The sequence below is a fragment of the Ancylobacter sp. genome (genome assembly GCF_965249975.1).
Taxonomy (GTDB): Bacteria; Pseudomonadota; Alphaproteobacteria; order Rhizobiales; family Xanthobacteraceae; genus Ancylobacter.
In genome coordinates this window covers 441,687-463,834 of the sequence record NZ_CBDFNE010000003.1, presented here as the reverse complement: position 1 = coordinate 463,834, position 22,148 = coordinate 441,687, and the positions used below count along the sequence as shown (strand labels likewise).

General features: G+C 68.2%; 18 protein-coding genes. 17 read left to right on the top strand and 1 reads right to left on the bottom strand.

The window, feature by feature from the left end:
* Nucleotides 1-25: 25 nt before the first annotated feature.
* Entirely contained in the window at nucleotides 26-1,384 is a 1,359-nt protein-coding gene (locus ACP2AH_RS02425) for an esterase-like activity of phytase family protein (protein ID WP_425104332.1), read from the bottom strand.
* A gap of 168 nt (nucleotides 1,385-1,552) precedes the next feature.
* On the opposite strand from ACP2AH_RS02425, the gene recJ reads away from it, so the two are divergent.
* The 17 genes from recJ (at nucleotide 1,553) to ACP2AH_RS02340 (ending at nucleotide 22,103) form a co-directional block, all read left to right on the top strand.
* Complete coding sequence (gene recJ / locus ACP2AH_RS02420; protein WP_425104331.1) at nucleotides 1,553-3,373, top strand: single-stranded-DNA-specific exonuclease RecJ; 1,821 nt, start codon at nucleotides 1,553-1,555, stop codon at nucleotides 3,371-3,373.
* A gap of 86 nt (nucleotides 3,374-3,459) precedes the next feature.
* Nucleotides 3,460-4,770 (top strand): TIGR03862 family flavoprotein, encoded by a 1,311-nt coding sequence (locus ACP2AH_RS02415; RefSeq protein WP_425104330.1) that lies wholly within the window; start codon nucleotides 3,460-3,462, stop codon nucleotides 4,768-4,770.
* Between the two features lie 312 nt (nucleotides 4,771-5,082).
* Nucleotides 5,083-5,382 carry a hypothetical protein gene (locus ACP2AH_RS02410; protein WP_425104329.1) on the top strand — a complete coding sequence of 100 codons (300 nt, stop codon included), beginning with the start codon at nucleotides 5,083-5,085 and terminating at the stop codon, nucleotides 5,380-5,382.
* Nucleotides 5,383-5,542: 160 nt separating this feature from the next.
* Complete coding sequence (locus ACP2AH_RS02405; RefSeq protein WP_425104328.1) at nucleotides 5,543-6,835, top strand: imelysin family protein; 1,293 nt, start codon at nucleotides 5,543-5,545, stop codon at nucleotides 6,833-6,835.
* A 7-nt stretch (nucleotides 6,836-6,842) separates the two neighbouring features.
* Complete coding sequence (locus ACP2AH_RS02400; protein WP_425104327.1) at nucleotides 6,843-8,312, top strand: multicopper oxidase family protein; 1,470 nt, start codon at nucleotides 6,843-6,845, stop codon at nucleotides 8,310-8,312.
* A 113-nt stretch (nucleotides 8,313-8,425) separates the two neighbouring features.
* Nucleotides 8,426-9,769: a di-heme oxidoredictase family protein gene (locus ACP2AH_RS02395; protein WP_425104326.1), complete on the top strand. Its 1,344-nt coding sequence runs from the start codon at nucleotides 8,426-8,428 to the stop codon at nucleotides 9,767-9,769.
* A gap of 15 nt (nucleotides 9,770-9,784) precedes the next feature.
* Complete coding sequence (locus ACP2AH_RS02390; protein ID WP_425104325.1) at nucleotides 9,785-10,909, top strand: imelysin family protein; 1,125 nt, start codon at nucleotides 9,785-9,787, stop codon at nucleotides 10,907-10,909.
* Nucleotides 10,910-10,920: 11 nt separating this feature from the next.
* Nucleotides 10,921-12,033, top strand: a complete 1,113-nt coding sequence (locus ACP2AH_RS02385) for a DUF1513 domain-containing protein (protein WP_425104324.1) — start codon at nucleotides 10,921-10,923, stop codon at nucleotides 12,031-12,033.
* A 93-nt stretch (nucleotides 12,034-12,126) separates the two neighbouring features.
* Nucleotides 12,127-13,278: an aminotransferase gene (locus ACP2AH_RS02380; RefSeq protein ID WP_425104323.1), complete on the top strand. Its 1,152-nt coding sequence runs from the start codon at nucleotides 12,127-12,129 to the stop codon at nucleotides 13,276-13,278.
* A gap of 119 nt (nucleotides 13,279-13,397) precedes the next feature.
* Complete coding sequence (locus ACP2AH_RS02375) at nucleotides 13,398-14,261, top strand: outer membrane protein (protein ID WP_425104322.1); 864 nt, start codon at nucleotides 13,398-13,400, stop codon at nucleotides 14,259-14,261.
* A 483-nt stretch (nucleotides 14,262-14,744) separates the two neighbouring features.
* Nucleotides 14,745-16,052, top strand: coding sequence for an urea ABC transporter substrate-binding protein (gene urtA, locus ACP2AH_RS02370; protein WP_425104321.1), 1,308 nt, complete (start codon nucleotides 14,745-14,747; stop codon nucleotides 16,050-16,052).
* A gap of 193 nt (nucleotides 16,053-16,245) precedes the next feature.
* On the top strand, nucleotides 16,246-17,880 hold the full coding sequence (gene urtB, locus ACP2AH_RS02365) for an urea ABC transporter permease subunit UrtB (RefSeq protein ID WP_425104320.1): 1,635 nt from the start codon (nucleotides 16,246-16,248) through the stop codon (nucleotides 17,878-17,880).
* Between the two features lie 17 nt (nucleotides 17,881-17,897).
* Nucleotides 17,898-19,040: an urea ABC transporter permease subunit UrtC gene (urtC, locus tag ACP2AH_RS02360; protein ID WP_425104319.1), complete on the top strand. Its 1,143-nt coding sequence runs from the start codon at nucleotides 17,898-17,900 to the stop codon at nucleotides 19,038-19,040.
* 11 nt (nucleotides 19,041-19,051) lie between these two features.
* Entirely contained in the window at nucleotides 19,052-19,858 is an 807-nt protein-coding gene (gene urtD / locus ACP2AH_RS02355; protein WP_425104318.1) for an urea ABC transporter ATP-binding protein UrtD, read from the top strand.
* Between the two features lie 5 nt (nucleotides 19,859-19,863).
* Complete coding sequence (gene urtE, locus ACP2AH_RS02350; RefSeq protein WP_425104317.1) at nucleotides 19,864-20,559, top strand: urea ABC transporter ATP-binding subunit UrtE; 696 nt, start codon at nucleotides 19,864-19,866, stop codon at nucleotides 20,557-20,559.
* Nucleotides 20,534-21,424, top strand: coding sequence for an urease accessory protein UreD (locus ACP2AH_RS02345; RefSeq protein ID WP_425104316.1), 891 nt, complete (start codon nucleotides 20,534-20,536; stop codon nucleotides 21,422-21,424). The genes urtE and ACP2AH_RS02345 overlap by 26 nt, the downstream gene beginning before the upstream one ends.
* 58 nt (nucleotides 21,425-21,482) lie before the next feature.
* Nucleotides 21,483-22,103, top strand: coding sequence for an urease subunit gamma (locus ACP2AH_RS02340; RefSeq protein WP_425104315.1), 621 nt, complete (start codon nucleotides 21,483-21,485; stop codon nucleotides 22,101-22,103).
* Nucleotides 22,104-22,148: the final 45 nt, after the last annotated feature.

Sequence of the window (22,148 nt, the reverse complement as noted above, 5' to 3'; positions counted from 1 at the left end):
CCCGGCCCATCTTCGTGCGTTCGGCTTACTTCGCCTTCAGGAACTCGCCCACTTCGAGCAGGATCAGCTCATTGTCGTCCGCCTTCGCGGGATCGCGCGAGGAGGAGAAGGGCAGGTTGTTGTCGTTGCCGACCACGATGTGGGTGGCGTCGACCATGTCGACATTCTCGATGGTGAAGAAGGGGAAGGTCAGCACGCCGTCATTGAGCGGCTTGCGCGCCTTCTTGTCCGGGTCGGCGATCTTCATCAGGTCGATGTGGCCGATTTTGCGCACGCTCTGGCCGGCATTGGCGTCGGTCAGCTCGATCTTGTAGATGCGCTTGAACTTGGCGAGGTCGTGGAAGCAGTCCGGCCCCTTGGTCCCGGCGGCGCAGGCCTTGTCGGCCGTGCCCTCGCCATTGTCGCGCTCGATGATCAGGCCGGTGGTGCCGTCGATCATGTTGAAGTCGCCGATGGCATTGCCGTTCTGCTCCAGAACGTACTGCCACATGCGGCCCGTCCACTTCTGGTTCGCCACGTCGAATTCGAGGATGGGGAGGAATTCCTTGCCGTCCGCCGTCTTCTGCCAGTCCTTCTTGTCGGCGTCCCACAGCGGGCCTTCGAGCAGGGCGTAGAGATATTTGCCGTCCTTGGAGGCCGCCATGCCCTCATAACCCTTGGAGCGGCGGGCGTTGAAGGCGGCCGGCGCGTTCGGCGCGGCGGGGGAGGCGACGGCGTAATGATCGGGCGAGCGCACCGGCGTCTCGCCGGCGACGGTCTCGAACACCGCCTGCACCCGGCCGGACTTGTCGGCCTTGATCAGGAAGGGGCCGAACTCCTCGCCGATCCACAGGTCGTCGCCGATGATCTGGAAGCTTTCGAGGTCGAAATCCGCGCCGGTCAGATAGCGCTTCTGCGTGCCTTCATGAACGATGCGGAACGGCACCTTCTTGTCGGGGTCGGTGAGGAACACGGTCTCGATCGGCTGGAACGTGCCGGTGGCCCAGTCCACCGTGTAGTGGCGCAGGAACAGCGCCGCGTCCGGGCTGTTGGCCTTGGAGCCGAAGCCATTGTCGGTGATGATCCAGAAGCTGCCATCCGGCATCACCTTGATGCCCGAATGGCCCTGCACCGGCTGGCCCTTGAAGGGTAGCTTCACGCCGGTGGGGCGGCCGGCGGACTTGCCTTCCACCGTGCCGACGGCATCGACGCGCGTGCCGGTCGTGAACTTGCCGGAGACCTTCAGGTCCTCCGGCGCGTCGTCCGGCATGGCGATGAAGGTTTCCGCAGGCAGCACGGCATGGCCAGCGAGGGTGGCGGGAAAGGTCTGGTCGGCGCGGGCGCCGGTGGCGAGCAGCGCGAGCGCGGCGCCGGCGAGCAGGGACAGGCGGAGGCGGCGATTCATGGGGGTCTCCTTGTCAGCAGCATGCGGCGCGAGGCCGGAGAACGCCTTCTGCCCGCCGCCCATGTCCCTCGCGTTACGGCAGCGTGACGGCGCGATGACGCCCCCGCGCCCGTCTTTGCGCGCGCAGCTCTCGACGCGGGCGCGTTGTTCGGGCTTATCCTGCGCGCCATGAGTCTCGTCCTTCCCACCGCCGCCCCGCCACCGCGTCCCTTTCTCGGCGTGACCCGTTCGGCCACCGGTCGCTTCTGGCGCGAGCGGCTGGACGTGCGCGGCGCCCAGACCACGCTTGCCATCGTCCAGCGCCACGGCGTGCCGGAAATTCTCGCCCGCGTTCTGGCCGGGCGCGGCGTCGCCATTGACGAGGTCGAGGCGTGGCTCGACCCGACCGTGAAGCGCCTGCTGCCCGATCCCGACACGCTGACCGACATGCCGGCCTGCGTCGCCCGCCTCGCCGATGCGGTGATGCGCGGGGAGAAGGTGGCGGTGTTCGGCGACTATGATGTCGACGGCGCCACCGCCACCGCCCTCTTGGTGGAAGTGCTGCGCGCCGGCGGGCTGGACCCCGCCTTCCACATTCCCGACCGCATCTTCGAGGGCTACGGGCCGAACATCCCCGCCATCGAGGCGCTGGCCGAGCGCGGCGCCACGCTGCTGGTGACGGTCGATTGCGGCACGATGAGCTTCGAGCCCTTCGCCCGTGCCCGCGCCATCGGGCTGGACGTGCTGGTCATCGACCATCACCAGGCTGGCGAGGCGCTGCCCGAGGTGGCGGCGCTGGTGAACCCAAACCGCGCCGACGATCTCTCCGGCCTCGGCCATCTCTGTGCCGTCGGGCTGGTCTTCGTCGTCGCTGTCGGACTGCTGCGCGAACTGCGCAACCGCGGCTGGTGGACCAAGGAGCGCCCGGCGCCGGACCTGCTCGCCAGCCTCGATCTCGTCGCGCTCGGCACGGTGGCGGATGTGGTGCCGCTGCTGGGACTCAACCGTGCCTATGTCACCAAGGGGCTGATCCAGCTGCGCAAGCGCGAGCGACCGGGGCTCACCGCGCTGATGGACGCGGCGCGCCTCTCCGGACCGCCCAAGGCGTGGCATCTCGGCTTTCTGCTCGGCCCACGCATCAATGCCGGCGGGCGCATCGGCAATGCGACGCTCGGCACCAAGCTGCTGCTGACCCGCGATCCCATCGAGGCGCAGGCGATTGCCGCCGAGCTCGACCGCCTCAACACCGAGCGCCAGCAGGTGGAGCGCGCCATCGTCGCCGAGGCCGAGGCGGAAGCCGACGCCGCGCTCGGCCATGCCGGGGCGGGGGCGGTGGTGCTCTCCAGCGGGCAGGGCTGGCACCCCGGCGTTGTCGGGCTGGTGGCGGCGCGGCTGAAGGAGAAGTTCGGCCGGCCCGCCTTCGCGATCGCCTTCACCGGCGAGACCGGCGCCGGCTCGGCCCGCTCCATCCCCGGCGTCGATGTCGGGCGGGCCGTGCGCGGGGCGGTGGAGACCGGCATTCTGGTGAAGGGCGGCGGCCATGCCATGGCGGCGGGCCTCACCGTGGCGCGGGAGCGGCTGGGCGAATTGCGCGCCTATCTCGAACAGGCTCTGGCGGCGACGGTGGAAGAGGCGCGGGCGGTGGATGAACTGCTGATCGACGGCGCGCTGTCCGCCGCCGGGGCGACGGCAGAGCTGGTTGAACTCGTCGAGCGCGCCGGGCCGTTCGGCGCCGGCAACCCGCAGCCCATCTTCGCTTTCCCCGCCCATCGCGTCGTCTATGCCGAACCCGGCAGCGCCGGGCAGATGCGGGTGCGGCTGCGCGGCAGCGATGGCGCTGTCATCTCCGCCGTCGCCTTCCGCGCGGTCGACACGCCCCTCGGCGCGACGCTGCTGGAGGCGAGGGGACAGCTGCTCCATGTCGCCGGCACGCTCGACCTCGATTCCTGGCAGGGCCGCACGCAGGTGAGCCTGCGCATCACCGATGCCTGCGCGCCGGAAATCGGGTGAAGGATCATGAGGTTGGCGAGCCTTTCGGAATCAGATCGCGAGTGGGACGGCCGAACGCCTCCCGCGCTGAATCGGACTGTCAGCCGGTGACTGCAGAGCCCTGCCGCGACTCGGCAATTCCCCATGTCGCGATCATCGGCGCCGGCCCTGCGGCGCTGATCGCCGCCGAGGGGCTGGCACAGGCCGGCTGTCGCGTTTCCCTGTTCGAGCGCATGGCCTCGCCGGCGCGCAAATTCCTCATCGCCGGGCGCGGCGGGCTGAACCTCACCCATTCGGAGGCGCGCGCACACTTCCTCGCCCGCTATGGCGACGCCGCCGACTGGCTGGCACCGATGCTCGACGCTTTTCCCCCTGGCCGGCTGCGGGACTGGGCGGAGAGGCTGGGCGAGGCGACCTTTGTCGGCTCCTCCGGCCGCGTCTTCCCCCGCAGCTTCAAGGCCTCTCCCCTGTTGCGCGCGTGGCTGGCACGGCTCGACGGGCTCGGCGTGACGCTGAACCGGAGTCATCTTTGGCGTGGTTGGAGCGAAGCTGGCGCGCTGCGCTTCACCACGCCGACGGGAGAGGTGGAGGTCGCGGCCGACGCCGTGCTACTCGCGCTCGGCGGGGCCAGCTGGCCGCGCCTCGGCAGCGATGGCGGCTGGGTGGAGGTTCTGCGCGGGCAGGGCGTGGAGATCGCCCCACTGCGCCCGGCCAATAGCGGCGCCCGCATCGGCTGGTCGGAACCGTTCCGGGCCCGCTTTGCCGGGGCGCCGCTCAAGCGCATCGCGCTGTCCCTCGGCACCCGCCGGGTTCGCGGCGAGGCGATGATCGATGGAGCGGGCCTTGAGGGCGGCGCGGTCTATGCGCTCTCCGCCGCTCTGCGCGAGGCGATCGCCGTTGAGGGCTACGCGACGCTCCTTGTCGACCTGCGGCCGGATATGAGCGAGGTCGCGCTGGCCGCGCGCCTGGCCGCGTCCCGCAAGGGAGAATCGCTGGCGAACCGTCTGCGCAAGGCGGCCGGCCTTTCGCCCGCCGCCGCCGGCCTGCTGCGCGAGGCGGGGCCGCTGCCGGCGGACCCGATCGCGCTGGCGGCGCGGATCAAGGCGGTGCCGCTCGACGTCACCGCCATGGCCGGGCTGGAGCGTGCCATTTCCACCGCCGGCGGGGTCACGCGCGCCATGGTCGACGACCGGCTGATGCTGCGCGCCCGCCCGGGCGTGTTCATCGCCGGCGAGATGCTGGACTGGGAGGCGCCGACCGGCGGTTATCTGCTGCAGGCCTCGTTCGCCACCGGCCATGCGGCGGCGTGCGGCGTGCTCGCCCATCTCGGAATGCCGCTACCCGCGCCCTGGGTGGGGAAATGGGAGGCGGGGGAGACGGCGGCGCCCGCCGCGGAGGAGACGCGGGACGACGGCTGAGGGAGCGCGTGCCGTCGTCCCGCGTGGTTCACGAGACCTGCCGGGAAGTGGCCTCGCGAAATCGTCACCGGCAAGATCGGCGGCGCTTGATGTATTCGCGCCTCATCTGCGGTGTTGTGAGTGTGGATACTCTCGTTTCTGAGTGCTCACAACAATTATCTTCCGGCATTGTTACAGTTCTAAACTAGAGTCGGTAACTTTTACTTGCGGCTTGTGCCGTGCCGCCTGTGCCGCTTGCGCGGCCTGGCAAGCGGGCTTACCTGCTGTGAGGCGGGCCTCCCGGGGGATGCAACGCGGCCGCAGGGAGTGACGATGGCACGTCTGTTTTTTCGCCGGGGCGCCAGCCCGGAAGCCGCGCCCGACGCCGCCCGCGAGCTGGCCGCGAAGGCGCGGCTCATTCTCGGGGTGGACGAGGAGACCACCATTTCCATCAGCGAGATCGCCTGTGGCGACCCCGCCTGCGGCGGTGCCGAGACGGTGGTGCTGGTGATGCGCCCCGGCCGCCGCACCGAAGCTGCCAAGCTGATGAAACCGCTCGCGACCGTCACGGACGACGAACTTGCCGAAGCCTTGCAACCGCTTCGTGACGTTGCGTCATCCTCGGCGGGGTGATTTATAGTATTTTCTCTGCCTGTTCGTGATGGCGCTTAGATGGTCGTTGTTGTTTTAAAGTGAAACAATTCTAATCTAAGGTCGAACACTTGCGACTGCTTCCGGCGGTGGCGTAGGAGTCTCCCGCTAAGGCGCCCGGGGGCGCGGAAGGAGACCATCCATGCGAGTCAGATCACTGTTCGCCACGCCGCTCGTCGCGGCCATCGCGTTGGGAGCGGCCTTTGCCGTCGGTCCCGCCGCTGCCGACACCCCGGCGCCGAAGGTGCGCGACATCGTCGCCATCTATGCCGATATCGCCGAGGCGATGTACACGGACAGCCTGACCACCGCCAAGGCGCTGCAGAGCGCGGTGAACACCCTCATCGCCACGCCCACCGAGGCCAATCTCGACGCCGCCAAGGCCGCCTGGAAGGCCGCCCGCGTGCCCTACCAGCAGACCGAGGGCTTCCGTTTCGGCAATCCCATCGTCGATGAATGGGAAGGCCGCGTGAATGCCTGGCCGCTGGACGAAGGCCTGATCGACTATGTCGACAAGAGCTATGGCGAGACCTCCGACGAGAACCCGCTCTACACCGCCAATGTGATCGCCAACACCAAGATCCGTGTCGGCAAGAAGACCATCGACGCCACCACCATCACGCCGAAGCTGCTCGACAGCTTGCAGGAGGCCGGCGGCGTCGAATCCAACGTCGCCATCGGCTACCACGCCATCGAATTCCTGCTCTGGGGCCAGGACCTCAACGGCACCGGCCCCGGTGCCGGCAAGCGCCCGGCAACCGATTACTCGACCGCGAACTGCAGCAACGGCCATTGCGAGCGCCGCGCCGCCTATCTCAAGGCAGCCACCGACCTCTTGGTGAGCGACCTTGAGGATATGGCGAAGTGGTGGGGCAAGCAGGGCAAGGCCCGCGCCGCCGTGGTGAAGCAGAAGGACAAGACCGCGCTCGCCACCATCCTCACCGGCCTCGGCTCGCTGTCCTATGGCGAACTCGCGGGCGAGCGGATGAAGCTCGGCCTCATCCTGCACGACCCCGAGGAGGAGCATGACTGCTTCTCCGACAACACCCACAATTCGCACTATTACGACGAGGTCGGCATCGCTTCGATCTATCGGGCCAAGTACACCCGCGTCGACGGATCCGTGGTCGAGGGCGCCTCGATCGCCGCCTATGCGAGCGCCAAGGCGCCGAAGGCCGCCGAGGAGGCCGAAGCCAAGATCGACGCTGCGCTCGCTGCGCTCAAGGCGATCAAGGACGAGGCCGACAGCGGCAAGCAGGCCTATGACCAGATGATCGGCGAGGGCAATGCCGAGGGCAACGCGCTGGTGCAGAAGGGCGTGGATTCGCTCGTCGCCCAGACCCGCGCCATCGAGGGCGTGGTCGGCGCGCTCAAGCTGAAGATCAAGGTCGAAGGTTCCGACAGCCTCGACGACCCGTCCAAGGTCGGCGAGTGAGACGGCCATGACCACCGGCGGCGCGGGTCTCTCGCGCCGCGCCTTTCTGGGCGCGGGCGTGGCGTTCGGTGGCTTGGCGCTTCTCGCGCCGAGCCGCACCGGCGCCGCGCGCGCGCCTTTTGACGTTTCCGCCTTCAAGCCGACGCAGGAAGTGACGCTCACCGCCGGCGAGATGGAGCTTAAGCTCCTCGGCCCGGAAGGCCCGGCGACGCGAATCCTCGCCTATGACGGCACGCCCTTCCGCACCCTGCGCCTGCCGCGCGGCACGCGGCTGAAGGCGACTTTCGTCAACGGCATCAATGAGGGCTCGACCCTGCATTTCCACGGCATCCGCATGCCGAACGAATTCGACGGCGTGCCCACCCTGACCCAGCCGCTGGTGCAGCCGGGCGGGCGCTTCGTGCATCTGCTGCCGCTGGACGATCCCGGCACCTTCTTCTTCCATCCGCATTGCGACGAGACCGGGCAGGCCGGCAAGGGCCTCGCCGGCGTGCTGATCGTCGAGGATTCGCGCGACCCGACTTTCGATGCCGAGCATGTGCTGTGCCTGAAGGACTGGCGGCTGAAGGAGGACGGAAGCTACCTGCCGCTCTCCGAGCCGGACGGCGCCTCCAAGGCCGGCACCTTCGGCGCCACCCGCACGGTGAACGGCGCGGCCTCGGTTGAGCTGAAAGCGCCCGCCGGCGGCCATGCGCGGTTGCGCATCCTCAACATCGATTCCACCCGCATCATGGATATCGGGGTGGAGGGCGGCGAAGCCTGGCTCATCGCCGTCGATGGCCATGCTTTGCCGCCGGTCCGGCTCGACGATCTGCCGGACGGCATCTGGCGCATGGGCCCGGCCCAGCGCATCGACCTCGACATCCGCATGCCGGCCGACGGTTCGCCCGTGACGCTGGGCGATTATCGCGCCGCCGACATCTACCCGTTCGCCACGCTCATCGCTGCCGGCAAGGTGGGCAAGTCGCGCAAGGGTCCGCTCGCTTTGCCCAAGGCGGAACTGCCGAAGCCGGCATTGAAGCAGGCGACGCGCCTGTCGTTCACGCTGCAGCAGGCCACGGATCAGGCGGTGAAGGACCTCGCTTTGCCGCCGGACGATCCGCTGGCCAAGGCGCTGATCGACAGCCTGTGCGTCGGCTCCACCACCTATTGGGGCATCCAGTCGGAATCCTGGCCCACCGGCACGCGCCGCAACCTGCCGCCGCCATTGGCGCGGATGGAGGAGGGCGCCTCCTATGTGGTGGAGATCAAGAACGAAACGCGCTTTCCCCACCCGGTCCATCTGCACGGCCATGCTTTCGAGGTGATGTCTTCCAGCCTCGGCCGCCTGCCGCGCCATTTCGCCGATACGGTGCTGGTGCAGCCGGGCGAGGCGGTGGAGACCGCCTTCGTGGCCGCACGCGGCGACTGGGTATTTCACTGCCACATCCTGGAGCATATGGAGACCGGGATGATGGGCTGGTTCCGGGTGGTGTGATGGAAGACCGGCGCCATCTCGTGCCAGGGACGCCCACGCCGGCCTGTAGGAAGGGGCCGGAAACGTCGGCGGGCCGTCATCCCTGCCGCAGGCGAAGCCGGAGAGCCCGGATCGTGTCCCGTATTGGGCTTGCGATCCCGGATCGCCCTCCGGGCGTCCGCGATGACGGATCGACCGTTTCCGGACACGCCGCGCGCGGTGCGACGCCGATCCGGGACCCAAGGGAGACTCCGCGCAGCCGTATCATCCGTTGCATCGGCCTCCTCTGCGCGCTGCTTGTCTCCGCCACGACCGCCGCACCCGCCATTGCCGAAGACGCCCGGCTCGATGCCGCCATCGGCAAGGCGCTGTTCGAGCGGCCCTGGGTGCCGGCGCCGAGTTCCACCCGCGCCAATGACGGGCTCGGTCCGCTGTTCGATGCGCGCTCCTGCTCGGCCTGTCACCCCGCCGGTGGCGGCGCCGGGGCGACGGCGCTGGACGCCGCCGGCCGCCCGCAGGGGCTGGGGCTGGTGCTTGCCCTGTTCCGCACGGATGGCGGCGCCGATCCCGTCTATGGCCATCGGCTGGAGACCATGACGCTGCCGGGCGTGCCTGCGGAGGGCACCTTCACGGTGACGGTCGAGCACGGCCGTCGGCTTCCGCATGTCGAATCGGCGGGCTATGGCCCACTCGACCCCGTCACGCATATGTCGCTGCGGGCGGCGCCGGATCTGCGTGGGCGCGGCAAGCTGGAGCTGGTGGACGACGCCGCGATCCTGGCGCTGGAAGACCCGGAGGACCGCGACGGCGACGGCGTGCGTGGCCGGGCCCGGCGGTTCGAGACCCCGGAGGGCGGCTCGTTCCTTGGCCGTTTCGGCTGGAAGGCCAGCCACCCGACATTGGCCGGGCAGGCGTCGGAAGCCTTTTCGCTCGATCTCGGCCTGTCGACACCGCTGCGCCCCGAGCCGTGGGGCGACTGCACGCAGGCGCAGACCGCCTGCCGCAACGCCCCGCATGGACGCGAGGGCGAAGGCGAGCCGGAAATTTCGCAGGCGATTGTCGGTCGCCTCGTCACCTATCTCAGGGCGTTGAAGGTGCCGGGGCATGCGCCGGATGTGGGCGGCGCGCGGCTGTTCGCCACCACCGGCTGCGCGGCCTGCCATCGCCCGTCGCTGCCCACCCGCGACGGCGGCTCGGTGGCGCTGTTCACCGATGTTCTGCTGCACGACATGGGCGAAGGGCTCGCCGACCCCGCCGGTGTGCCGGGCGCGGCGGCCGGCGAATGGCGCACCGCCCCACTCGCCGGCATTTCATCCATGCTCGGACGGGGCGTCGGCCTGCTGCATGACGGCCGCGCCGCCACGATCGCCGAGGCGGTGCGCTGGCATGGCGGCGAGGCGTCCGGCGCCCGCGCGCGTTTCGACGCGCTGGGGCCGGCCGAACGCGCCCGGCTGATCGACTATGTCTCTTCTCTCTAAAGCGAGACCCTGCCCATGAGCCGATCCCCCTTCGCCGTGGCCCTGGCGCTTGCGACACAGATCGCGCAGGCGGCGCAGGGCATGCCGGCGGTCGCCGCTGCCGGCTCCCTGCTCACCACCCTGTTCGTCGGCCGCGCGCATGCCGCGCCGGTTTCCGCCCCTGATGTGGTGGAGAGCTGGCTGCTGCCGCGCTACGATGCGCTGCTGGGCGCCGCCAAGGCGCAGCAGGTGGCATGGGACGGCTTCTGCGCCGCGCCATCGGCCGCCGGTGTGGCCGAACTGAAGGCGCGCTTCGTTGCCGCTTCCGAGGCCTGGTCGGCGGTGGAGTTCGTCACCTTCGGCCCGATCATCCTGTCGCTGCGGCCGGACCGCTTCAACCTATTCCCGGAGCGGCGCAACGCCGTCGGGCGCTCCGTCGCCGAACTGATTGCCGATCCCACGGATGAGCGGTTGCAGCCGCAGCGCTTTTTCCGCCTCAGCGCCGCTGCGCAGGGGCTGCCGGCGCTGGAGCGCATCCTTTACGACGAGGGAGCGGAGGCGGCGCTGGTGGCGGGGCCGGAAGCGGCGCGGCGCTGCGCGCTCGGCCGCGCCGTCGCGCTCAACCTCGCCACCATCGCCGGTGAACTCCGCAGCGGATGGGGCAGTCGCAGCGAGGGGCTGCTGGCGCAGCTCGTCGCCGGCAAGGCCGATCCGGTCTATTTCCCCGATCCCAAGGCGCTGCTCAGCCAGATCGTCACCGATCTCGCCGGGGCCTATCAGCGCGTGGTCGATCAGCGCCTGCTGGTGGTGCTCGGCAAGAGCGCCGACGAGGCCAAGCCGCTGCTCTCCGACCGCCGGCGTAGCGGGCTTTCCAAGGAGACCATCGTCGCCATCGTGACCAGTGCCAGCGCGCTCGGCGAAGCGCTCAGCGCCGGCCTCGATGCCAAGGACCGCGCCAGCTTCCATGCGACGCTTCAGGCGGCGCAGGCGACGGCGCAGGGCCTGCCGGAGGATATCGGCGCGGCGGCGACCACGCCCGAAGGCCGCAAGGCGCTGCAGGCGGCGGTGACGGTGTTCAAGGCGGCGCAGGCGGGCGTCGCCCGGCCGCTGGCCGCGGGCCTCGGCGTGCCGCTCGGCTTCAACGCCCTCGACGGCGATTGAGGGAGGGGCGGATGGGCCTCATCGATCTTACCCGGCGCTCGATGGTCGGGGCGCTGGGCGCCCTCGCGGCCGGCCCGCGCGTGCTGTTCGCCAGCGGTGCCGCGCATGCGCGCGATCATCTGCTGGAGGCGGAATGGCTCGCCACCGCCGGCGTGGAAGGCGGCTTCGCGCCCGTCGTGGTCGCCCCGGACTTCGGCGCCACGCCGGTCGGTTCCGGCGCGCAGCGCCTGCACTGGGTGGAGCCGAGCCCGGATGGGCGCACCGCCATCGCCGTGGCGCGCCGGCCCGGCACCACGGCCGTGCTGTTCGATCGCCGCGCCGGCGCGGTGCTGGCGACGTTCGAGCCGGGCGAGGGCCGGGTGTTCTCCGGCCATGGCCGCTTCATCGACGGCGGGCGGCGTTTCCTCGCCGTGGAGATTGCGCGGGCGGACGGGCAGGGCGTCGTCACCCGCCGCGTGGTGGAGACGGGCTTCGCGGTGGAGGCGGAATGGGCCTCTGCCGGCATCGGCCCGCACGACATGATGCCGGCCGGTGGCGCGCTCGTCGTCGCCAATGGCGGTATCGAGCCGCACACGCCGGAAGCGCTCGGCGCCGAGGTGGCGGGCGCGAGTATCGCCCTGCTCGACCCCGCCAGCGGCGCGGTGCGCTCGGTGGCGGAATTGAGCGAGGACCTCGCCTCGCTGTCGCTGCGCCACCTCACTTCGGGCGCGGACGGCTTCACCGTGGTGGCGGCGCAGGACCTGCTCGCCGACGGCGTCGCCCGGCCGCTGCTCTATGCGGTGGAGGGGGAGGGGCTGCGGGCCTTCGACGCGCCGGACGAGGCATGGCGCGGACTGCGCACCTATATCGGCTCGGTGGCGCTCGATGCGTCGGGCGCCTATGTCGCCGCCGCCAGCCCGCGCGGCAACCGGGTGGCGCTGTGGCGGCGTGACGGGCGCTATATCGGGTCGCTGCCGCTGGTCGATGGCTGCGGCCTCGCCCCGACGCGGGAGGCCGGGCAGTTCCTCGCCACCAGCGGCCTCGGCGAGACGGTGCTGATCGCCACAGATGGCGAGGGTGTCGGTGTCGTCGCCCGCCGCTCCGGTGGCCCGCGCTACGACAACCACGCCGTGCTGGTGGGCTGAGCGCGGGGCAGGAGGCGCTTTTCTTTTCGCCTGCGGCGGATAAAACAGGGCCGACGCGTTCGACTGCCCTCTATCCCGCTCCGGTTCCGTGAAATGAACTCGCTCTTCGCCACCCTGCCGACCACCGTGTTCGAAACCATGTCGGCGCTCGCCCGCCAGCATGAGGCGGTCAATCTCGGCCAGGGTTTCCCGGACGATCCCGGTCCGCGCGATGTGCGCGAGAAGGCGGCGGAGGCGGTGCTCGACGGCTGGAACCAGTACCCGCCGATGATGGGAACCCTTGACCTGCGCCGCGCTGTCGCGGCCCATTACCGCGACTGGCAGGGGCTCGACCTCGACCCCGAGCGCGAGGTGATGATCACGTCCGGCGCCACCGAGGCCATTGCCGGCGCGCTCTTCGCCCTGATCGAGCCGGGCGACGAGGTGGTGCTGTTCCAGCCGCTCTATGACGCCTATCTGCCGCTGGTGAAGCGTGCCGGCGGCGTGCCGCGCCTGGTGCGGCTGGTGCCGCCGCACTGGCGGCTCACCGAGGACGCGCTGGCGGCCGCTTTTACGCCGCGCACCAAGCTTGTGCTGTTTAACAACCCGCACAACCCGACGGGGCGGGTGTTCGATGCGGAAGAACTCACCCTGCTTGCCCATTTCTGCACCCGCTCCGGGGCGGTGCTGGTGAGCGACGAGGTGTGGGAACATGTCATCTTCGACGGCCGCACGCACCAGTCGGTTCTCGCCCTGCCGGGGATGCGCGAGCGGGCGGTGAAGATCGGCTCGGCCGGCAAGATCTTCGGCATGACCGGCTGGAAGGTCGGCTTCGTCTGCGCCGCGCCGGAGCTGATGCGGGTGCTGTCCAAGGCGCACCAGTTCCTCACCTTCACCACGCCGCCGGCGCTGCAGCACGCCGTCGCCTATGGGCTGGGCAAGGAGCGCGAGTGGTTTCTCGCCATGCGCGCCGGCCTCGAGCGCTCGCGCGACCGGCTGGCGGAGGGGCTGACGCGAATCGGGCTGAGCGTGCTGCCCTCGGCCGGCACCTATTTCCTCAATGTCGATCTCGCGCCGCTGTCGCCGCAGCTGCGCGATGAGGCGTTCTGTCTGTCGCTGGTGGCCCGCGAGGGCGTGGCGGCGATCCCCGTCTCGGCCTTCTATGCGCAAGACCCGGTCGAGAGCGTGGTGCGGCTGTGCTTTGCCAAGACCGACGCCACGCTGGATCGTGCACTGGAGAGGCTGAGCGGGCTGAACGCCGGCTAACAGCTTGATGTTGTTGCTCAGCCCGTGACCTATGGTTAGCAGGATATGAACAAAATTCGACGTTGAGGGTGGTATCCGCGTCCCTATCTTCCGCCCCACTCTTCACGGGGGATTGAACCATGAACTACCGCATCTTTGGTTTTGCACTTTGCCTTGCGGGCCTGCCGCTGGCGGCGCAGGCGCAGGAAGCGTCCCAGCCGCTCATGCCGGCGAATGGCGTCTTCATCGGTGCCGGCGCGGCCTTGAACAAGGCGGATTTCGGCAATCAGGACCTGTTCGGCTTCGGCGTCAGCGATGTCTACGCTCTGGGACATTGGGTCGCCAACGGGCAGGCGGCGGGGTCGACCTATCCCGATCTCGGGAATGAAACGGGCGCCTCCTTCGTGCTGCAGGGCGGCTTCTACCGCACGATCAACGACACGCCCTGGGTATGGGGCGCCAAGTTCAGCTATAACAACCTTGGGCTCACCGGCTCGCGCGACAACATCCTCATCCCGCAGACCGGCAGCTATTCCGGCGAAATTTCCGGTACGTTCAACGGCAATTACCTGCTGCAGAACTACAAGGTTGAAATCGAACATCAGTTCGCGCTGGTGCCGCTGATTGGTTATTCCTTCGGCCGCGGGTTCGTCTATGCCGGCGCCGGCCCGACGCTCTCGCGCGTCAATTCCAACATGAACGGCCTGATCGGCTTCGCCGAGCTCGACCATCGCTACGATGTGTCCGGGACACCCGGCTATTTCTCGTCGTCCGACTGGGTCTGGGGCGGCACGGCTACCGTCGGCGTGACCTATTTCCTCACGCGAAACTGGTTCCTCGACCTGAATTATTCCTATACGGCCTCGTCCACGGTGACCAATAAGTTCCTCAACCAGTTCGATACGGTTTACCCGACGGTTGAATTCTCCGGCACCTCGGGCGGCAACTATTCCGCGACCGCGAACAATCAGGCGGTCGCGCTCACCATCAACTACGTGTTCTGACCACTGGCGCGGGCGCCGGTCAGGTGGCCGGCGCCTTCACCGTTCAGGCCGGGGCGCCGGGTCTGGTGCGCCGCCACCCGCGCGGTCGCCTCCAAGGGGCGGGCTCTTTCGCGGGTGAGCTGCCCTAGCGCCTTATGGGTGCCCCTTTAGCCGGGCGCCACTTCGCTGTTGCCAAAGCAGGCTGTCCGGCCTCTCCACAAATCTCGCTCGCTCGTAATGCTGCGCCTCCGGCACGGTGCCGTGCGGACGGGAAGTGTTGCGCAAAAATTAGGCTATCGCGGCATGGGTCGGCTGTGATGTGCAATTCGCAACAGTTTTGATTAAAAAATGGGCGAATTGGTGCGCCGTTCCGACGTTGGCTGGCAACTGGGCCGACGCATCGCCCGCCAATCGCCGCAATGCCGCCCTTGGCACGCGGGTTGCAAACAATTCCTTCGGCACGCGGACGGGGGTCCTGCGTGTGTACTCCAGAAGGGAATAAAGATGCTGAACATGTTCACGCATGCCCGGCGCATGGCCGGTCGCGCGCTTGTGGGTGCGGCTGCGCTGGCGCTGGCCGGAGGCGGCGTCGCGAGCGCCCAGGAGACGATCAAGGTCGGCGTGCTGCACTCTCTGTCCGGCACCATGGCGATCAGCGAGACGACGCTGAAGGACACCGTGCTGTTCATGGTGCAGGAGCAGAACGCGGCCGGCGGCGTGCTCGGCAAGAAGCTGGAAGCCGTGGTGGTCGATCCCGCCTCGAACTGGCCGCTCTTCGCCGAAAAGGCGCGCGAACTCATCGCCAAGGAGAAGGTCGCGGTCGTGTTCGGCTGCTGGACCTCGGTGTCGCGCAAGTCCGTGCTCCCGGTTTTCAAGGAGCTCAACAGCATTCTGTTCTACCCGGTCCAGTATGAGGGCGAGGAGAGCGAGCGCAACGTGTTCTACACCGGCGCCGCTCCGAACCAGCAGGCCATTCCGGCGGTCGACTACCTCATGGAGAATGAGGGCGTGCAGCGCTGGGTGCTCGCCGGCACCGACTATGTCTATCCGCGTACGACCAACAAGATCCTTGAAGCCTATCTGAAGTCCAAGGGCGTCAAGGCCGAAGACATCATGATCAACTACACGCCGTTCGGTCATTCCGACTGGCAGACCATCGTCGCCGACATCAAGAAGTTCGGTTCGGCGGGCAAGAAGACGGCGGTGGTCTCCACCATCAACGGCGATGCCAACGTGCCGTTCTACAAGGAGCTCGGCAACCAGGGCATCAAGGCGACCGACATTCCGGTCGTGGCCTTCTCGGTGGGTGAAGAAGAACTCGCCGGCATCGACACCAAGCCGCTGGTCGGCCACCTCGCGGCCTGGAACTACTTCCAGTCGGTCGACGTGCCGGAGAACGCCGCCTTCATCAAGAAGTGGCAGGCCTACACCAAGAACGACAAGCGCGTGACCAACGACCCGATGGAAGCCACCGTCATCGGCTTCAACATGTGGGTGAAGGCGGTCGAGAAGGCCGGCACCACCGATGCCGACAAGGTCATCGACGCGCTCATCGGCGTGACCGTGCCGAACCTCTCCGGCGGCTTCTCGGCCATGATGCCGAACCACCACATCACCAAGCCGGTGCTCATCGGCGAGATCAAGGAAGACGGCCAGTTCGACATCGTCGAGCAGACCCCCGGCCTGATCGTCGCCGAGGAATGGTCCCCCTATCTCGAAGGCTCCAAGGACCTGATTGCCGATTGGCGCAAGCCGCTCTCCTGCGGCAACTTCAACGTCAAGACCGGCAAGTGCGGCGGCGCCGGCCAGTGAGGCCGCGCCGCAGGCGGGGGGCATCCCCTCCCGCCTGTTTCGCCTGATATCTCCGGCCGCCCCTGCGGCGGCCGGAACCGGCCCGGGGCCCTCTAGGGCTCCGGGTTGCTCGGGAACCCCTCCCGCTTTCGCGTACCGCCGTCGCCGCCGGAGTCCGCTCCGGTCTTCCGCAGCGCCACATCGACGGACGATGATGACCTCACGCGCTCGCCTTTTCCGCTTCGCCCGCCTGCTTTGTGCGCTCGCCCTGCTGTGTGCCGCCGTCCCGTTCGGGCGCGCCGCCGCGCAGGGCGGCAGCGCCCCGGACATCAGCGCCCCGCTGGCCCAGCTCACCACCAACAAATATGACGACACCGAAGCCGCGCTCGGCGCGCTGGCGCTGAGCGGCAGCCCGGCCGCCGCCGGCATCGTCACGGCGCTGGCCGAGGGCAAGCTCGTCTTCGGCGGCACCCCGCCGCGCCTGTTCATCCAGGGCGACGGCGGGGCGCTGCTTGACCCGCTGACCCTGCAGTCGGTCGCCGAGGCGCCCGCCGTCAAGCCGGTGCGCGTCAATAACCGCGTCCGCCGCGCCATCGATGCCGCCAATGGCGCCCTCTCGCTGGTGAGCCCCGATGCCGGCAAGCGGCGCGAGGCGGCGCTGGCGGTGGGCCGCTCGCGTGACGAGGCCGCCCTGCCGGCACTTGAGGCCGCGCTCGCCAAGGAAAGCGACCCGAAGGTGAAGTCGGCGATGAACCTCGCCCGCGCGTCGATCCTGATCGGTAAGGAAGGCATCACCCCGGCTGAGCGCATTGCCGCTGTCCAGCTGGTGGGGGCCGAGGGCAATCAGGACGCGCTCGCCATCCTGCGCTCGGTGCCGGAGAGCGCGGCGCCGGAGGTGAAACAGGCCGCTGCCGACGCGATCGCCGGCATCGAGCGCAACCTCGCTCTGTGGGGCATGGCGCAGAATGTCTGGTACGGCCTCTCGCTCGGGTCGGTGCTGCTGCTGGCCGCCATCGGCCTCGCCATCACCTTCGGCGTGATGGGCGTCATCAACATGGCGCATGGCGAAATGGTCATGCTCGGCGCCTACACCACCTTCGTCGTGCAGGAGGTGATCCGCACCTCCTATCCCGGCCTGTTCGACGTGTCGCTGCTGATCGCGATCCCGCTCGCTTTCGTCTTCACCGGTCTCATCGGCGTCCTCATCGAACGCACCGTCATCCGCTTTCTCTATGGCCGGGCGCTCGAGACACTCCTTGCGACATGGGGCATTTCGCTGATCCTGCAGCAGGCGATCCGCACCATTTTCGGCCCCACCAACCGCGAAGTCGGCGCCCCAAGCTGGATGTCCGGCAGTTTCGAGATCGGTCAGCTGGCGATCACCTCGGGGCGGCTTTGGATTATCGTCTTCTCATTGCTGGTGTTTTTCGCGCTGCTCGCGACGCTTCGGCTAACCCGCATCGGCCTTGAAATGCGGGCCGTGACGCAGAACCGCCGGATGGCCGCCTCCATGGGCATCCGCACCAACTGGGTCGATGCGATGACCTTCGGCCTTGGTTCCGGCATCGCCGGCATGGCCGGCGTGGCGCTGAGCCAGATCGACAACGTGTCGCCAAACCTCGGACAGAGCTACATCATCGACAGCTTCCTGGTCGTCGTGTTCGGCGGTGTCGGCAATCTCTGGGGCACGCTCGTCGGTGCGATGACGCTCGGCGTCGCCAACAAATTGCTCGAACCCTATGCCGGCGCCGTGCTCGGCAAGATCGCGCTGCTGGTCATCGTCATCCTGTTCATCCAGAAGCGCCCCAGAGGCCTCTTCGCCCTCAAGGGAAGGTCGATTGAGGCATGAGTAGCAAGGGCTTAGCCATGACCCGTCCGCCCGCCCTGCTCGGCACCAGCGGCATCGTTTTTCTCATCGTCCTCGCCGTCGTCGCGGTGCTGGTGCCCGTCCTTAACCTTGCCGTATCGCCGAATTCGGCGGTGCATGTGCCGACCTATGTGGTCTCGCTGCTCGGCAAATATCTGACCTATGCGCTGCTGGCGCTCTCCGTCGACCTGATCTGGGGCTATGTTGGCATTCTCTCGCTTGGCCAGGGCGCGTTCTTCGCGCTCGGCGGCTATGCGATGGGCATGTACCTGATGCGCCAGATCGGCACGCGCGGCGTCTATGGTGATCCGGTGCTGCCGGATTTCATGGTGTTCCTCAACTGGAAGGAACTTCCCTGGTTCTGGTACGGCTTCGACATGTTCCCCTTCGCCGCGCTGATGGTGCTGCTCGCGCCGGGCCTTCTTGCGCTGGTGTTCGGCTGGTTCGCCTTCCGCTCGCGCGTCACTGGCGTGTACCTGTCCATCATCACCCAGGCGATGACCTTCGCGCTGCTGCTGGCCTTCTTCCGCAACGATATGGGCTTTGGCGGCAATAACGGCCTGACCGACTTCAAGGACATTCTCGGCTTCAACATCCAGGCGGACGGCACGCGGCTGGTGCTGTTCGTGCTATCGGCGGTGGCGCTGGGGCTCGGCTATGTTCTGTGCCGCTTCCTCGTCCGCTCGCATTTCGGCAAGGTGCTGGTCGCCATCCGTGATGCGGAGACGCGGGTGCGCTTCACCGGCTACCGGGCGGAGAACTACAAGCTGGTGGCCTTCGTCGTCTCCGCCATGCTCGCGGGCATCGCCGGCGCGCTCTATGTGCCGCAGGTCGGCATCATCAACCCCTCGGAATTCTCGCCGGCCAATTCCATCGAAATCATCGTTTGGGTGGCGGTCGGCGGGCGCGGCACGCTGGTCGGCGCGGCGCTGGGGGCGGTGCTGGTGAACTACGCCAAGACCTATTTCACGTCAGGCATTCTCGCCCCCTACTGGCTCTTCATGCTCGGCGGCCTGTTCGTCGCCGTTACCCTGTTCCTGCCCAAGGGCATTGTCGGCACCTATTACGACTGGCGCGAAAAGCGCCGGCCGCACGACGACATACCGGGCGCACCCATAGCCGCGCCCGGCCCGGCCGAGTGAGGGAGAGCGACATGACCGACACCGCGACGCTCGAAACCATTGCCGAGGCGGCACCTGCCGCGAAGAAGGAACTGACCGAGGCGCTGCTCTATCTCGACGCCGTCACCGTCACCTTCGATGGCTTCCGCGCGCTCAACGCGCTGTCCTTCACCGTCGATCCCGGCGAGATGCGGGCCGTCATCGGCCCAAATGGCGCGGGCAAAACGACGATGATGGATGTCATCACCGGCAAGACCCGTCCCGATCGGGGCGACGTGTTCTTCAATGGCGGCACCACCGATCTCACCAAGCTGGACGAGACGCAGATTGCCACGCTGGGCATCGGTCGCAAGTTCCAGAAGCCGACCGTGTTCGAGAGCCACACGGTGCTCGACAATCTCCGCCTCGCGCTGAAGGGCCAACGGCGCGCTCTGCCCAACATCTTCCGGCGCGAAAGCGCGGCCGAGCGCGAGCGCATCGACGAGATTTTCGAGACCATCCGTCTCACCGAGCATCGCGATCGCCTCGGCGGTGCGCTGTCGCACGGGCAGAAGCAGTGGCTGGAGATCGGCATGCTGCTGGCGCAGGATCCCAAGCTCCTGCTGGTCGACGAGCCGGTGGCCGGTATGACCGACGCGGAGACCGCCCAGACCGCCGAACTGCTGCGGGCGATCAACGCCAACGGCCATTCGGTCGTTGTGGTCGAGCACGACATGACCTTCGTGCGCGACCTCGGCGTGCGGGTCATGTGCCTGCATGAAGGCTCGGTCCTGGCCGAGGGTACGCTCGATCAGGTGAGCGCCAATGAACGCGTCATCGAAGTCTATCTGGGGCGCTAGGGCTCATGCTGGAAGTTCAGGACATCAACCTCTTCTACGGCGCGGCGCAGGCCTTGCGCGGCGTCTCGCTGACCGCCGAGCCCGGCAAGGTGACCTGCGTGCTCGGTCGCAACGGCGTCGGCAAGACCAGCCTGATGCGCGCCATTGTCGGCCAGGCGCCCATCGCCAAGGGCACGATCCGCTTCAATGGCGAGGACATCACCGCGATGGCGCCGTCCGAGCGGGCGCGGCGGGGCATTGCCTTCGTACCGCAGGGGCGCGAGATCTTCCCGCTGCTCACCGTGGCGGAAAATCTGCAGACCGGCTTCGCCCCCCTTAAGCGGTCGGAACGCTTCATCCCCGACGACGTGTTCTCGCTGTTCCCGGTGCTCGATTCGATGATGCGCCGGCGCGGCGGCGATCTCTCCGGCGGCCAGCAGCAGCAACTGGCCATCGGCCGGGCGCTGACCATGCGGCCCAAGGTGCTGGTGCTGGACGAGCCGACTGAGGGCATCCAGCCCTCGATCATCAAGGATATCGGCAACGCCATCCGCTATCTGCGTTCCAAGGGCGACATGGCCATTGTACTGGTCGAGCAGTATTTCGACTTCGCCAAGGAACTCGCCGACCATTTCATCGTCATGGAGCGTGGCGCTGTGGTGATGTCCGGCGATGGTGCCGCGCTTGAGGATCCCGATGTTCGCAACCGCATTGCCGTCTGACGCCGCCGCCACCATCCCGGTCGAGCGGCGAGGGCAGGGGCGGTTATTGGTCGAAGCGCGGGCGCTGGATGGGTGCACGGTGCGGGGGCGGATCGAGGAGGAGGGCTTCGCGCGCGTGCGTTTTCCGCGCTCCGGTCGCCGGGGGCGGGCACTGGAAGCGGTGATGATCAACACGGGGGGTGGACTTGCCGGAGGCGACGCCTCGCAAAGCTGCCTTGTTGCTGGGCGTGATGCCCAATTGGTGGTCACCACCCAGGCGGCGGAGAAGATCTATCGCTCGGACGGCGCCACCTCGCGCATCGAAGTCGAACTGGTCGCGGAAGCGTGCGCCAGCCTGCACTGGCTGCCGCAGTCGACCATCGTGTTCGATGGTGCGCGGGTCGAACGCTCCATCGTCGCCGAGGTAGCGCCGGATGCGCGGCTCCTGCTGGTCGAGCCGGTCATTCTCGGTCGCACCGCCCGCGGCGAACGGCTCTCCTATGGCAGCCTGCGGGACCGCTGGCGCGTTCGACGCGGCGGTCGGCTGATCTATGCCGACGGCCTGCAACTCGATGGCGACATCGCCGCCACGCTCGACCGCCGCGCCACCGCCGGTGGCTGGGCCGCCTTCGCCACATTGCTTCTGGTGGCACCAGATGCCGAGGCGCGGCTTGACGCCGTGCGCGGCGCCTTAGGCCTCGCCGCGGGGGATGACGGGTTCCTGCCCGCCGAACTGCCCGATGGCCTCGACGCCGGCGCCAGCGCGTGGGACGGCATGCTCTCCGTGCGACTGCTCGCCCGTGATGGCGCGCCGCTGGAAAGTGCCATCCGCCGTGTGCTCGGCGTGCTCGGTGTCGGCGAGGTGCCGCGCATTTGGCATTCCTGATGCAAGTAAGGCGGACTTTTGCCGCGACCATCGCCTTTGCAGAGCCGGAGACGCTTCAATGAACCTCAGCCCGCGCGAGAAGGACAAGCTGCTCGTCGCCATGGCGGCCCTGGTGGCCCGCCGTCGCCTGGAACGGGGCGTGAAGCTGAACTATCCCGAGGCGGTGGCGCTCATCACCGATGTGGTGGTTGAGGGTGCGCGCGACGGCAAGACAGTCGCCGAGCTGATGACCCTCGGCACCACGGTGCTGACGGCCGGCCAGGTGATGCCGGGCGTCGCGGAAATGATCGCCGAAATCCAGGTCGAGGCGACCTTTCCGGACGGGACCAAGCTCGTCACCGTGCATGAGCCGATCGCCTCCGCTCATTCTGCAGGGGCGCCTGGCGAAATGCTGCTGGAAGAGGGCGAGATCGAATTGCTCGCCGGGCGTGACTTCGTCTCTGTCACTGTCGCCAATACGGGCGACCGACCGATACAGGTCGGCAGCCACTACCACTTTTTCGAGACCAACCCGGCGCTCGCCTTCGAGCGGGAGAAGGCGCGGGGCATGCGGCTCGCCATCCCCTCCGGCACGGCGGTGCGCTTCGAGCCCGGGCAGAGCCGGGAGGTGACGCTGGTCGCTCTTGCCGGCAAGCGGGAGGTCTACGGCTTCCGCCAGGACGTGATGGGCAAGCTCTGAACCCCGCCCCACGAGATCGCCGCCGCTCGTCTTACCTGACCGCCT